Origin of the sequence: Wolbachia endosymbiont of Oedothorax gibbosus, from assembly GCF_936270435.1 — a bacterium.
GTDB lineage: Bacteria > Pseudomonadota > Alphaproteobacteria > Rickettsiales > Anaplasmataceae > Wolbachia.
Window position 1 is genome coordinate 631,389 of record NZ_OW370567.1, and the last position, 13,536, is coordinate 644,924.

Genomic DNA, 13,536 nt, shown 5'->3' on the forward strand with positions numbered 1-13,536 from the left:
GATTCTAATAATATATTTTCTAAAATTTCTGACTTGAAACTTTGCGGCATTTTCTGCCACACTTGATGTGGTTTACATGGCATAATTTATACTCCTTTGCTAAAGAAACAAACTCGTATAATGAAGCCAATGTTAACTTGCTGATGATAAAATCTTGCTTACTAACTAAGTCAGTAGCAGAAAACGGAATACGTAGAATGATGTAGTTACGATAAGTAACAAACACATTGCCACCATTGTAGGCTTTTGAGCTTACAGATGATATGGGAAAAGTTCTGCCAAATAGTGGATGCGTTGGATCTGTAACTGTGATTTCTTTAGTTGCTTGATTATTGAAGGGGGTATTAAGGTGATTGATCGTTTGACAATATTGACCATAAGGTGTTATTGGAAAAGCTTCATACCACACCAACTATAGTAAAGATTATAAGAGGATGGTTAAAAGCTGGCATTATGGAAGGAAAAGTATTCCAATTTACAAAACAAGGTACAATTCAAGGGGGAACTATCTCACCTTTATTGGCTAATATTGCCTTGCATGGATTGGAATGCTACATAAAAAAAGCTTTGGCAAACGAACTTTTTTCTGATAAGAAAAAGAGACTTGGAAAAGCATCTCACAGGGATGCACAAAACTCATGCAAAGTAATTTTTTATGCAGATGACTTTATCATTCTCCATGAAAGTGAAGAAATTATTCTTAGAGCGAAAACTTTAGTTGAAGAGTGGTTAAAAACCATTGGGTTGGAATTAAAACATTCAAAAACAAAAGTTTCCCACACGCTCAAACTTTACGGAGAACAAAAACCAGGTTTTGATTTTCTTGGATTTACAATACGACAATACCCAATAAAACGAGGTAGAAAAGATTACAAATTGCTAATTAAACCAAGTCGTAACTCTATAAAACAGCACGGGTTAGTTATAAAACATAAACTTAAAGCATTACGCAACGCACCCCAGGAAACCGTAATAAAACAACTCAATCTTATAATAAACCCCAGTTATGGATTAACCAACGAAGTAAAGCTGAGAAATACAGGGCTTTTTCGATTGCATTGAATAAGAAATGAGGGTAGAAAAAATATGTACCAAGAAATTTACTGTGGATCTATGCCGAGTGTGCTCAAGTTCAAATTTGTTTTTTAGGCAGCCAAAAACCGTTTCAACAATCGATCTTTTCCCTAGTAAAATCTTCTCTTTCAGCGAAATCAGTGCATTTTTCATACCTTTTTTCACTTTAGTGACGAGTTTTAGACCTCTATCGAATAGTTTCTCAAAGAGCTCTTTCTTTATATAGCCCTTATCTCCAAACAAAAGTCCAGTTAGTTTTTTGGTTAGAGTTGGTACAGGTTTTCTGTCATCGACGTTACCTCTGGTTAGCGTAACACCTTGAATTTCACCTATTTCATTGATTACTACATGTAATTTAAAACCAAAAAACCAGCCGTAAGTATTCTTTCCTAACTCTGCTAATCCTTTGAAAACCTTATTTCTTGAGATTCTTTTTCGATGGCATACTGCTATTGAAGTAGAATCTATGTAGGAAATCCCGGTCATTTTTGCTTGTTCACAAAACCATTGCAAAAGTAATGCTAAATACCACAAAACTCGCGGCTTTAAGGCAATAAATCTGTGATATGAAGGCAGCTTTGAAAACTCTGATCTATAGAATAACTGAAGATAACAAAGATAAAAAGCCTTGAAGTTTTTACATGGTGATTTATGGTATAATAGGATTATGGTTAGAATTTCTGAGTGCGCTATTTCTGGTACTCTGGTTGGTTTTTTGCCGTTTGATAAGAACCTATTTGCAAAATTATCATCTACCGCACGACAAAAATCCTCGACGCAACAGTACAGTTCTGTAATATCTTTCTTCATGGGTAACCTCTTATTATTACTAAAATACTCGAGTTTACCCTGTTTCCCTCTTCTTAGTTATACTTTTATCTATTTTCTAATCCATAACTGAGGTTATAATAAGAGGATGGAGTCAATATTACACTCCTGCAGTGTCAAGCAAAGTCTTTGGTTCATTGGATAATGATACACACAAAAAACTTTGGAAATGGGCAGTCTTTAGGCATCATAACAAAGGAAAAAGCTGGATTAAGAGGAAGTACTTTAAAAAATACGGCAATGATAACTGGCGATTCATGTTAAATGACAATCTATACCTTATTAAGCATAAGGATCATGCTATTAAATGGCACATTAAAGTGTCAGGAGACAGATCTCCTTATGATGGGGATTGGATATATTGGGCAAACCGTTCAAGGAGAGTACCAGGAAAATCACCAAGAGTAATAAAACTATTGAAATTACAACGAGGTAAATGTAACTGTTGTCAACTATATTTTAGGTCTGACGATGTAATTGAAGTACACCATAAAGACAAGAATAGGAACAACAATAATATTGCAAATTTATCTATGTTGCATGGACATTGTCATGATTACTGACCTTACCCAGAAAAAGTAGAGAGGAAGTTAAGCCATTTTTGAGGTAAAATAAAACATGATCATGAGGGCTTATTATGGTAAAGAACAGAAAGAATTACACAGTGGAATTTAAATTAGAGGCAATAAAGTTGGTAAAGGAAACGGGGCAGTCAGCAAGCAAAATAGCTAAAGATTTAGGAATAGATAACAGTACACTAAGTGACTGGATAAAAAAATATAACGAAAAAGGATCAATAGAAGAAGCATTTCCTGGTAAGGGAAAGTTGGCACCATGTGATAAAGAAAAGTTTGAATTAAAGAAAGAACTAACAAGAGTTACTAGAGAAAGAGACATTTTAAAAAAAGCCCTGGGCAAGTCACAAAGAGTAAAATATTTATTTATCAAAAAGCATAGAAACTACTATAAAGTACAGGAGTTATGCAGGATTTTCTGCTAGCGGCTACTACAAATGGACTAGTAAGAAGAAAAGCAGCAAAGAATCAACAAGGGAGCAGTTTCTAGCAGATATTCAAAAAATATACCAAGCATCTAATTGTAGATATGGTGCACCTAAAATTCATGCTGAACTAAAGGCTTTAGGTAAAAATTGCAACATCAAAACAGTGCAGGATGTCATGCAAAAAAATGGCATTCAAGCTAGACTGAGGCGAAGATTCAAAAGCAAAAAACAGCAGACTGACAATAGCTCCCAATATATTGGACCAAAACTTTACTACTAGTCAGCCAAACAAAGTATGGGTAACTGATATTACATACATAAAAACTAAGGATGGTTGGCTATATTTGGCAGCAATAATTGATCTATATTCACGTATGGTAGTTAATGAGTAGTACAATAACTAAGCATAGATGCTTTATTGATGGCTGTTGATAAGCGCAAACCAGCCAAAGATCTGCTATTTCATAGTGATCAAGGTTCACAATATACCTCTAAAAATTATCAATTTTTACTGAATACAAAAAGTATTATTTCTAGCATGAGTCACAAAGGTTGTTGTTACGATAATGCTGTTTCGGAGAGCTTTTTTAGTTCACTAAAGAGGGAATTACTCATTGATACCTCACAACACTCCGCACAACAAGCTAGAACCGCAATATTTGAATACATAGAAATTTTTTATAACAAACAACGTAGACATTCTACTATTAACTATTGCATTCCTGAAAAATTTGATTCATCATTTTCATAATGAAAATGGCTTAACTTCCTCTCTACTTTTTCTGGGTAAGGTCATTCCGCTACTTGTTAGCGGAATCTATCCATGACGGCATGACGTGTTAGCTATAGAATATAGATCAGAAGTGACAAAGCCTAAAAAAAAGCCTAATATAAGCTTTATGAAAATCAGAGTTGGAGTAATAGGCTGCTTAGGCAGAATGGGCAAGAAAATACTCAATGAATTAATTACAAATACCAAAGTGGAAATAGCAGGTGCTGTTGCCCGTTCAGGCAGTAAGTACATAGATTCAGATATTGGACCAATTATAGCCAATCTAGGAATCAAGGTTACAAGTTCTATCAGTGACGTATTTGAGTCATCTGACGTTGTAATAGATTTTACAACTAAAGAATGTATGTTAGACTGCCTTAAAGCAGCTGTAAAATTTAAAACACCCCTGGTTAGTGGCACAACTGGAATAGAAGGTGTCGATTTGAAAGAATATGCTGCTGAAGTTCCAATATTATGGTCAGCAAATATGAGTGTTGGGGTTAATGTGTTGCTGAAATTGGTAAAAAAAGCTGCTGAGCTTTTAGGTAATGAATATGACGTTGAGATTTGGGAAATGCATCATAACTTAAAAAAGGATTCACCATCTGGAACAGCTATAGAACTTGGCAAAACAATTGCTAACGCTTCAAAAGTGGATTTTCAGTCCAATCAATATTTACATAGTGGTTCAAACATAAGGAAAAAGGGGGGAATAGGTTTTGCGGTATCTCGTGGAGGTGGAGTAATAGGAGATCACAGCGTGATGTTTGTTAATTCTGATGAGCGGATAGAACTAAACCACAAAGCAATTGATCGCACAACATTTGCTAGAGGAGCTGTTCAAGCAGCAGTATGGCTATACGAAAATAAAAGAGAAACTCCGGGGCTCTATTCAATGCAGGATGTAATATGAGCAATACACGTGCCTCTGTTAAAGATTTAAATCTCTGGTACGGCTCTAAGCAAGTTTTATTCGATATAAATTTGAATATTTATAAAAGAAAAGTTACTACTTTTATCGGACCATCCGGGTGCGGTAAATCGACATTTTTGCGTTGTTTTAATCGTATGAATGATTATGTACCTGGATGCAAAACTGTTGGTGAATTAAATATTGATGGGCTGGGTGATATATATTCACGCGATATGGATGTTGTGCTACTCAGAGCAAAAGTTGGCATGGTATTTCAAAAGCCAAATCCTTTTCCAAAATCAATATATGACAATGTTGCTTATGGGCCAAAACTGCATGGTATGGTAAAGAATAAGCAAAAATTGAATGAAGTGGTAGAAAGTAGTTTAACCAAAGTTGGCTTATGGGAAGAATTAAAAGACAGATTGCAAGATAGTGCACTCGATTTATCCGGTGGCCAACAACAGAGGCTATGCATCGCTCGCGCAATTGCAGTGAAGCCAACTATTTTGTTGATGGATGAACCGTGTTCTGCTCTTGATCCAATGGCAACTAATGCAATTGAAAATCTTATACAAGAGCTGAAATTAAGATTTACCATAATTATGGTAACTCATTCAATGAAGCAAGCTAAAAAGTTATCTGATAGTGTAATTTTCTTTCATAATGGCAAGATCGTTGAATCTGGAAGCACTCAAGAAATATTCGAAAATGCTCAATCTCCCTTAACGAAGGAGTATATCCTGGATCATTAAATACCCTATGGCTTTGCAATTAAATTCATTGTATCCGTTCAGCGGAGCGGTAAAATAAAAAGTAGACAAGGAGTGCTAAAAACATAATATCGCAAGTAGTATGTGTGGTCTGATCTACTAGCTAGTCTTCTCAAGCTCTGTGAAAGCTTTAAAATAGAGATAGAGCAACTAAAAGCAGAGATAAAGAGGTTAGAGATAGAAAACGAAAATTTTAGATCTGAGAATAAGGCGCTAAGAATTGAAAATGCTGAATTGAAAGAAAGACTAGGTCTGAATTCACAAAATTCATCGATACCGAGCTCAAAAGAGTTATACAAGCTAAAGAAGAAAAAGAAAAAAAGTGACAGGAAAATAGGGGCACAGATTGGGCATGAAGGAAGTTTTCGCGCCAAAATGGATGCAGATGAGGTGATAAAAGTAAAGTTGTCATCTACTTGCGAGTGCGGAGGAGAGATTGCAATATGTGGAAAACCTTACATTAGACTTCTTTCAAAATTCATATAAGGAGCTCAAAGTTATGAATAGCAGCAATTAAATTAAATCTTAAAGCAAAACGTTTTCGTCTGTTTCGATACCTATCCGAGATGATTTTAAACCTCTTCAATTACGTTTTCAACTATCACCCTTTGGCTAGAAAGAGTCCTATTCTCCGATTTTTTGTCTTTTGGTAAAGGAAACTTTTTTGATCTTCTATGGGGAAGTTGAACATTTTTATGAAATTTGTGCATACCCCTATAACTAGCATCTGCTAAAACTTTAGTGGTCGATAACATGCGAACTTTTGACTCTTTAAAAACTCTAAAGTCGTGTTGTTTACCGTTAGCAAAGGAAGTACATATAACTTTTTTGCTTTTTTTTGCTATAACGACTTGTGTCTTTACCGTATGCTTCTTTTTCTTTCCTGAATAAAATCTTTTCTGCTTTTTTTTGGCCTTTCTACTGGTCCATCTATTACCAAAATTTCATATTCTACATTAGACTTCTTTCAAAATTGGAAAAGAGCAAAAAATTAGTATAAAATCATACATTTAAAAGTATGAGATATGAAGAAACTAAGGAGTTAGATGAAGAGAAGTTTCGTCGTCTGACAGGAGTAAAGAAGGCAACTTTCAACAGGATGGTAGAAATTTTAGATGAAGAAGATAGAAGGAAAAAAGCAAAAAGTGGGCGTAAAAGCAAGCTCTGTATAGAAGACAGGCTACTTATGGCATTGGAATATCTTCGTGAATATCGGACATATTTCCACATTGGTCGAAGTTATGGTATGAGCGAAAGTACGACCTATAAAATCATAAAGTGGATTGAAAATACATTGGTAAAACATCCGGATTTTGCATTGCCAGGGCGAAAAGAGGTTCTAAAAAGTGATATAGAATATGAGGTTTTAGTGATAGATGCAACAGAAACTCCTGTGGAAAGACCCAAAAAAAGCAAAAAAGATTTTATTCAGGAAAAAAGAAAAAGCACAGTATAAAAACACAGATTATTTCGGAAAAAGAAAGCAAAAAGATCATTTGCACGTCTTTTTCAAATGGTAGGAAACATGATTTTCGGCTTTTTAAGGAGTCAAAAGTGCACATACTACCAAGTATCAAAGTCCTAGCAGATAGCGGTTACAGAGGTCTACAAAAAATTCACGCAAATGTTGAATTGCCACATAGAAAAACGAAAAAGCACCCATTGACTAAGAAACAAAAGCAAGAAAATCAAGAGCTTGCAAGCAAAAGAGTTGTGGTTGAGAATGTAATCGGTTTGCTTAAAAGATTTAAAATTATTGCAGATAAATATCGCAATCGGCGAAAACGTTTTGGATTGAGATTCAATTTGATAGCTGGAATTTACAATCTAGAGTTGATGATGTGAATTTTGAAAGAGGTCTATTACCATTTAATAGCTCTTTTTTTCCTGGTAATGCAAAATCTGATTAATGTGCCTTCTACCCATCTTATACCAATTCTCATTATTAGGAGGACAAATAGGAGACATTGCAGAGTTGTTTAATTATGGAGTGGGTAAGAGAGGTAACAAATTTACACAAAGTGCGCTCAAGCAGGGTAATTGTATCGTATATTTTATTGCACAAAATGTTCTGTTTTATATATAACCAAAACCTCTCAACAGGATTGAGCTCAGGTGAGTATGGAGGTAGGTATATAATATCGATATTTTTAGGTACCTTTAAATTTTTTGACCTATGCCAACTAGCACAGTCCATAACGAGAAAAGTCTCTCGTATTCCTAGATATTGCGACATCTGCTCAAGAAATATATTCATGCAATCAGTGTTGACATTTGGTGCAAACAAGCTAGAACTCTCTCCATTTCTAGGATTAACCGCACTATAGAGATAGAAATTTTGCCTACCTAATTTTATTTTAACCTGTGTCCTAATGCCTTTTTTAAACCACCCATGTCCAATTTTTGAATGTGTGCCAAACCGAGACTCATCAAAGAAAAATAGCTCTTTTTCTGGATATTTGCCAATAGTTTCGTTGAGATTTTTTTTTAAACTCCTCTTGTTTGCTTTTATCTTGACCATTATGAACTGGTCTTGGAGTAATATATGAGAATTTCATTCTTTGCATATTACGGTGTACTGTGGACTTACTGATATCCAAACCAAATCTTTCCTGGATTTTTATTCTCATTTCTTTAATGGTGATATTAGGATTGTCTTGTATCCATGCTTCAACTTGTTCACGCTGACTTTGATCCAATCTAGTTTTTCTACGACGTTGAGGTGGAGCAAACAATTTTTCCTCTCTGTTAAATTTTAGGTGCTTTATCCACTCAGTCAGTGCAGTTCTTGAAATGCAACATATCTTTGCTACCGCTGTTATGCTGTGCTTTTTTGCTGCAATTACAGCATTTAGTTTTTTTGTAACGTATGCGTTATTTCTTACTTTCTTCAGCATTGCTTTTGCCGATTCCACTACTTTTTCATCCAATAATTTTGATCTTAATGCCATTTATACCTCGCTATTACACTTAGTTTAGTATGGCTTTTTTTCCATTGTTGTCTATCTGTTTGTTCTGCAGTGAGAATTGGTATTATTATTTTAAAACAGTTACTTTCACTCATGCCATAACTTTGTCCGATATGAAAATATGTCCGATATTCGCGGAGATACTCTAATACCATTAGGAGCATGTTTTCCTCACTTAGCTCTTCCTCCTCTAGCTTTCTTCTTTTTATTTGCTTTCCTTAGAATTTCCACTATCTTATCAAACGTTGCTCTTTTTAGCCCTGTTAATCTGCGAAATTTCTCATCTTCTAACTCTTTTGCTGTTTTGTATTTCATCTATCTCCTTCACACTAAATTACCATTGTATATCTTCTTTGGCTTTATGCTAGTTTCGAAAGAGGTCTAATGATTTGAATGATGCTATGGAGGAAAGTCCCGGAAGTATAGTCCATGGTCCCTCAGTTACATATAGTGGTCAAATATCTCCAAGGAGATATTGATCTTCTCAAAAACTTTTACAAGAGATTCTGTTAAATGTTCTATCATTTCATCAGTATGATAAGGTGTAGGGGTAATACGGAAACGCTCAGTTCCTCTTGGAACTGTTGGGTAATTTATATGTTGAACATATATTCCATACTCATCAAATAACAATTTTGACGCTTTTTTGGACAACTCGGGATCGCCAATTATTATTGGAATTATATGAGTTTCTGTTGGAATGAAGTTAATTCCTGCATTTCTCAGTGAGTTTTTTACTTTTTCAACGACTTGCTTTTGCTTTTCCCTTTCAATGTTGCTCGATTTTAGGTGCTCAACGCTTGCCTTTGCTGCCGCTGCTAAAACAGGCGACATAGCAGTGGTGAAAATAAATCCTGGAGCGGAACTTCTTATTACATCTACCAAGCTCTTTGAAGACGCGATATACCCACCCATAACTCCAAAAGCCTTCGATAGTGTACCTTGAATAACGGTTATTCTATCCATCAGGCGTTCTCTTTCTGCAATTCCGCCACCATGTGAACCATACATGCCAACTGCGTGCACCTCGTCCAAATAGGTGATTGCATTATGTTGATCTGCAAGATCGCATATCGCTTCAAGCGGCGCTATATCGCCATCCATTGAATATACGGATTCAAGTGCTATTATCTTTGGTGTTTTTGTGTCTACGGAGTTTAACAACTGCTCTAAGTGATCAACATCATTGTGTTTAAATATATGTTTTGGTCTTTTTCCTGATTTTATGCCTTCTATCATCGAAGAATGGTTTTTCTCATCTGAGAAAATTACTACGTCAGGAATAACAGACGATAAAGTGCTAAGTGTTGTCTGGTTAGCGAGGTAGCCACAAGCAAAAGTTAAAGCAGCCTCTTTTTTATGCAAACAAGCTAAAGATTTTTCAAGTTCGACAACCTCTTTTGTTGTACCAGATATATTTCTTGTTCCCCCCGCACCAATTGATGAATTTTGAATAGCAGCAATGACGCTCTCATTCTGCGACATTCCCAGGTAATTATTACTGCACCAGACTATTACTTCCCTATTTCTTTCATAGTCCATAATGTGGGGAAGCCTACCTGGCAATGACGCAAAGTGCGTAAATTCACGGTAGCGCCCCTCATCTTTTATATCTTTTATTTTATTCAAGAATATTTCTTCGTAGTTTACCAAGTCCTTATTTACCGATAATTAACATAATTATAATAAATTATTAAATGGTAAACTACAATATTTATTCCTTATTGTGCTGTTAGTTCAGCTGTTTTAACAGTTTCAACATTGCTGTTTTCAACTGAGCTTTTAGGTGTGCAGCAGTATATAACTGCAGCAGCAACCAGACAACAAGCTCCAACTGCTATTCCCACTGCTAACATCTCTAGGCAAACTGTAATAGCAGCTCCCGAAACAACCCCAGCTATTGTTAGCGCAGAAGCAGCTATAATAGGCAGTTTTGTGTTTTGTGGAACATCGTTATCTTCAACAACTACGTTATTAGAATTACCGATGACAACAATCTGCGGACCTTGTGAATCACCTTTACCTGTAAGTTGATCATTACCATCCTTGCTATCTGTTGTAGCTACCACAGGCTCTTCTTCGTTGTCAGTAATGCCTTCAGTTGTAGACATATCGCTAACATTTGAAGAGGCGCTACTGTGCCCATCACTGCTTAAAGAGCTAATATCATCATCCACAGTGCTTGTATCGTTAGCTGAAACTTTTAGTTGTAGATTTTGCGAATCATCTCCATTTGCAGACTGAGGATCACTACCTATTGTGCTATACAAAGGTTCACCACTTGAAGAGTCTAGCTCGTCATCCGTTTGTAATTCAGCAAATTGAGTAAGAGCTTGTTTCTCAGCACTAACATCTTCTGCACTACTGTTAGCATTTACTGGTTGTGCATGATCAAGATACAGATCTTGTACTGATGCAGCTTTCTCTAATTCAGCCGATGCTGCTACAATTTTTTCGAATTCAGCTTCTGATTCAGCTTTCTCTAGTTCAGTTGATTCTGCTACAATTTTTTCGAATTCAGCTTCTGATTCAGCTTTCTCTAGTTCAGTTGATGCTGCTGCAAGTCTTTCGAATTCAGCTTCTGATTCAGCTTTCTCTAGTTCAGTTGATTCTGCTACAATTTTTTCGGATTCAGCTTTTGATGAAGAATCTAGCGTATCACTTGTTTGCGGTGTTGTATATTCAGTAAACTGATCAGCAAGAGTACCTGTAGTATCTTCACTTGAAGAATCTAGCTCGTCATCCGTTTGTAATTCAGCAAATTGAGTAAGAGCTTGTTTCTTATGCAAAGCTTCAGGTTCAGTCATTTTGTTCGTAAGTTGATGATGCTCAGCATTAGCATCTTCTGCACTACTGTTGGCATTTACTGGTTGTGCATGATCACCTAGAATGCTAGAAGAATACCTTTCAAGAAACTGTTTAAATCTAAAGAGTCGGACATCCCTCTTTTTTTGTTCATTGCCACTAAGAAGTAAACGAATTGTCTGCTCAGCTTCATGCAGTGCCGCATTTAGAAGAGATCTATCTACAACAACTTCTTGCCTCGCCAGTATACGACTTGCTATTATACGCTTCGCTTCTTTAAAATCGAAATGCTTGATAGCAAAATACGGATCTTGTACTAATGCAGGTTTTGCTAATGCAGCTTTCTCTAATTCAGCTCTGTCTAATTTAGCTTTTTTTAATTCAGCTTTTGCTGCTGCAATTTTTTTTACAGCTTTCTCCCATTCATCAGCTTTCTCTAGCTCAGCTCTGTCTAAACCATTTACTGATGGTGCATGATCATTTTGAATTACATAAAGCTTTTCATTAATCAAATCTTTGATCTTTTGGAGTTTGCTTTCTTGTTCATTTCGCTTCTTCCCTTGCAAACCATCAATTTTTGTCCCAGCTTTCTTTATTGCTTCTTTTAAAATAGATTTATCGGATGCAGTTACAGTAATGCTTTCTTGTTCCTTTATACACTTTTTTGCTTTTTTAAATTTGAGCTCCGCGATGGCATCAGCCAATTCTTCTATGGTCTTTATGGACTTTCCTTTTAAATTGATCGACTTGTCAGCATCAGGAGTTTCTATTCCCGAATCGGTCAAATTATTAACATCGGAAAGTCCTTCTGCAAAACTAACTGACTTCTTTTTACTTTGTTTAAAATCGGTCAAACTGTTAACATTGGATAATCCTTCTGCCCAACTGACTGACTTATTTTTACTTTGTTTTAAATAGACCTGATTGACACCCATAGTAGGTACTCCTATACGGGTGAGCTTACTAGGAAGCTCTTTAGGGTTACCCAAACGCTCGTTAAAATATCCTGCAAGTTCAGCCACAGTCTTTTTACCTTCTTCAAGATTATTCGGACTGTCAATACCAGGAATTTCCCCCGAATTCTCGCAATTTTCAAACGATTCTGCCACACCAGTCATATTCCCTCTATTTTGCTTTTCAAAATCGGTCATTTTACCAGCTGATCTTTCTTTCGAGTTGGTCAGATTGTCAATATTAGAAAGTCCTCCCTCCCAACTGACTGACTTTTCACTTTGTTCTTTAAATTTGGTCATTACACCCTCCTTATTATTATAATTGCCTCTGGACTTCTTTATTGAAGCCCTTATGTCACCCATAATACTATTTCTTCTATCTTTGTCAAGAAATTTATCATTTCTATTGCTGAGCTCAGAATATCTATTAATTATTTCAGAAAATGAAGCATTCTTATGTTGATCTTTCACTCGTTCAAAATATTGTTTATCGCTACTTGAATGGGTGCTTGGAATAAGGCAACTGGGTACAGTTAGTACATCATACACTTCCCTAGCAGCCCGGGAAAGGATGTAGCATGTTGCAGATGTATTATTATCCGACTTAAAATTTTTTGGCTTTATTTTTAAAATAAGATTATGATAAACTTCCAATTTGTGGTCATGCAACGCCGGCACGGAATGTCTTCCTATTTTTAATTGCTTGCCTATATGTTTATAGCCCATAAAATTAGGTGGTAATGAAGGTATGAAATCTGATCGATCAACTACTCTAATAGTCTTTCTTCCGAAGAGCTCATTACAGACTTTAGCAGCATCACAGTCAAAAACCCTTGGTGCACCAAAAGTTGCAACATGTAAATTTTTTACATTCTCTGTTACACTTAAACATAGAGCAGCTATGTTAGCGACAGCACCTCCCATGCTGTGACCTGTAAGATTAATTTTTAAATCTCTGATTTCTAATCCTTGATCGTTAGCATACCCTTTTAATATCCCGTAAAGACTCTCCCAGGAATTTTCAAATACGGAGTAGAAGCCTAGGTGAATTTTACCACCTTTGGGCAGAAGTTCATATTGACGAATTAAAGGTATTTCAACATCTTTCTTGAAGTCATAAGAATTACAAGTACCGCGGTATGCTATAGTTACTTCCTTACCCCTTATGAAAACATAACCAGTATGTTGAACTTCTCGACCGGGAATAATGCCATGAAATTGAACAACTTTGTAACCCTCTTTCTCAAGTTGAGCAGGAGTTTTATATCCTCCTTTCTTTAGCTTAACAAACTCATTGTTTTTACAACCACAATCGCTAACATAATAGCCTACCATAGCGAAGTTGATCATCTCTAATAACTTCTTTTGGCTAAATCCTGCAATTTTAGTTAGATCCCTAGAATTGTTTCTGCTTTTAACTTTACCTTTTCCTGTAACACCTGCTGT

General features: G+C 35.8%; 10 protein-coding genes and 5 pseudogenes. 8 read left to right on the forward strand and 7 right to left on the reverse strand.

Features of this window, described 5'->3' with window-relative positions; translation table 11 throughout:
- Window positions 1–19: 19 nt before the first annotated feature.
- The gene (locus tag NBW39_RS03165; protein WP_250295590.1) at window positions 20–409 is read right to left on the reverse strand and encodes a hypothetical protein; all 390 of its coding nucleotides are present in this window, start codon (window positions 407–409) and stop codon (window positions 20–22) included.
- Between NBW39_RS03165 and NBW39_RS03170 the strand changes: the two genes are divergently transcribed.
- Complete coding sequence (locus NBW39_RS03170; protein WP_250295591.1) at window positions 382–1,062, forward strand: reverse transcriptase domain-containing protein; 681 nt, start codon at window positions 382–384, stop codon at window positions 1,060–1,062. The two genes, NBW39_RS03165 and NBW39_RS03170, sit on opposite strands and share 28 nt — an antisense overlap.
- Here the strand turns inward: NBW39_RS03170 and NBW39_RS03175 are convergent.
- The gene (locus NBW39_RS03175; RefSeq protein ID WP_250294632.1) at window positions 1,012–1,884 is read right to left on the reverse strand and encodes an IS982 family transposase; all 873 of its coding nucleotides are present in this window, start codon (window positions 1,882–1,884) and stop codon (window positions 1,012–1,014) included. The two genes, NBW39_RS03170 and NBW39_RS03175, sit on opposite strands and share 51 nt — an antisense overlap.
- Before the next feature lie 98 nt (window positions 1,885–1,982).
- Here NBW39_RS03175 and NBW39_RS08945 point away from each other — a divergent pair.
- The 6 genes and pseudogenes from NBW39_RS08945 to NBW39_RS03205 form a co-directional block, all read left to right on the forward strand.
- A pseudogene (locus NBW39_RS08945) lies at window positions 1,983–2,117 on the forward strand (group II intron maturase-specific domain-containing protein); the annotation flags it as partial.
- A 42-nt stretch (window positions 2,118–2,159) separates the two neighbouring features.
- Complete coding sequence (locus NBW39_RS03180; protein WP_250295592.1) at window positions 2,160–2,465, forward strand: hypothetical protein; 306 nt, start codon at window positions 2,160–2,162, stop codon at window positions 2,463–2,465.
- A 74-nt stretch (window positions 2,466–2,539) separates the two neighbouring features.
- A pseudogene (locus tag NBW39_RS09200) lies at window positions 2,540–3,656 on the forward strand (IS3 family transposase).
- A gap of 148 nt (window positions 3,657–3,804) precedes the next feature.
- Window positions 3,805–4,590: a 4-hydroxy-tetrahydrodipicolinate reductase gene (gene dapB, locus NBW39_RS03195; RefSeq protein ID WP_250295746.1), complete on the forward strand. Its 786-nt coding sequence runs from the start codon at window positions 3,805–3,807 to the stop codon at window positions 4,588–4,590.
- A complete protein-coding gene (pstB, locus tag NBW39_RS03200) occupies window positions 4,587–5,345 on the forward strand; it encodes a phosphate ABC transporter ATP-binding protein PstB (protein ID WP_250295593.1) in 759 nt (252 codons plus the stop codon). The genes dapB and pstB overlap by 4 nt, the downstream gene beginning before the upstream one ends.
- A gap of 102 nt (window positions 5,346–5,447) precedes the next feature.
- Window positions 5,448–5,825: pseudogene (locus NBW39_RS03205) on the forward strand (DUF6444 domain-containing protein); the annotation flags it as partial.
- A 16-nt stretch (window positions 5,826–5,841) separates the two neighbouring features.
- Here the strand turns inward: NBW39_RS03205 and NBW39_RS03210 are convergent.
- Window positions 5,842–6,330: pseudogene (locus NBW39_RS03210) on the reverse strand (transposase family protein); the annotation flags it as partial.
- 51 nt (window positions 6,331–6,381) lie between these two features.
- Between NBW39_RS03210 and NBW39_RS03215 the strand changes: the two are divergent.
- A protein-coding gene (locus NBW39_RS03215; protein WP_250294694.1) for an IS5 family transposase occupies window positions 6,382–7,208 on the forward strand; the annotation gives its coding sequence in 2 pieces (ribosomal slippage) (window positions 6,382–6,769 and window positions 6,769–7,208; 828 coding nt in all).
- Window positions 7,209–7,308: 100 nt separating this feature from the next.
- Here NBW39_RS03215 and NBW39_RS03220 read toward each other — a convergent pair.
- From NBW39_RS03220 to NBW39_RS03235, 4 genes and pseudogenes are all read right to left on the reverse strand, one after another.
- A protein-coding gene (locus NBW39_RS03220; RefSeq protein WP_250294609.1) for an IS630 family transposase occupies window positions 7,309–8,314 on the reverse strand; the annotation gives its coding sequence in 2 pieces (ribosomal slippage) (window positions 7,309–7,851 and window positions 7,853–8,314; 1,005 coding nt in all).
- A gap of 83 nt (window positions 8,315–8,397) precedes the next feature.
- A pseudogene (locus NBW39_RS03225) lies at window positions 8,398–8,647 on the reverse strand (helix-turn-helix domain-containing protein); the annotation flags it as partial.
- Between the two features lie 126 nt (window positions 8,648–8,773).
- Window positions 8,774–9,985 (reverse strand): 5-aminolevulinate synthase, encoded by a 1,212-nt coding sequence (hemA, locus tag NBW39_RS03230; RefSeq protein WP_250295594.1) that lies wholly within the window; start codon window positions 9,983–9,985, stop codon window positions 8,774–8,776.
- A 68-nt stretch (window positions 9,986–10,053) separates the two neighbouring features.
- The gene (locus tag NBW39_RS03235) at window positions 10,054–13,440 is read right to left on the reverse strand and encodes a TomO hydrophobic C-terminal domain-containing protein (RefSeq protein WP_250295595.1); all 3,387 of its coding nucleotides are present in this window, start codon (window positions 13,438–13,440) and stop codon (window positions 10,054–10,056) included.
- Window positions 13,441–13,536: the final 96 nt, after the last annotated feature.

What these genes read in the sequence shown, in the direction of transcription:
- NBW39_RS03235 (WP_250295595.1), bottom strand. Translation starts at nt 13,440, where the DNA reads ATGATCAACTTCGCTATGGTAGGCTATTATGTTAGCGATTGTGGTTGT.
- pstB (WP_250295593.1), top strand. Translation starts at nt 4,587, where the DNA reads ATGAGCAATACACGTGCCTCTGTTAAAGATTTAAATCTCTGGTACGGC.
- NBW39_RS03175 (WP_250294632.1), bottom strand. Translation starts at nt 1,884, where the DNA reads ATGAAGAAAGATATTACAGAACTGTACTGTTGCGTCGAGGATTTTTGT.
- NBW39_RS03180 (WP_250295592.1), top strand. Translation starts at nt 2,160, where the DNA reads ATGTTAAATGACAATCTATACCTTATTAAGCATAAGGATCATGCTATT.
- dapB (WP_250295746.1), top strand. Translation starts at nt 3,805, where the DNA reads ATGAAAATCAGAGTTGGAGTAATAGGCTGCTTAGGCAGAATGGGCAAG.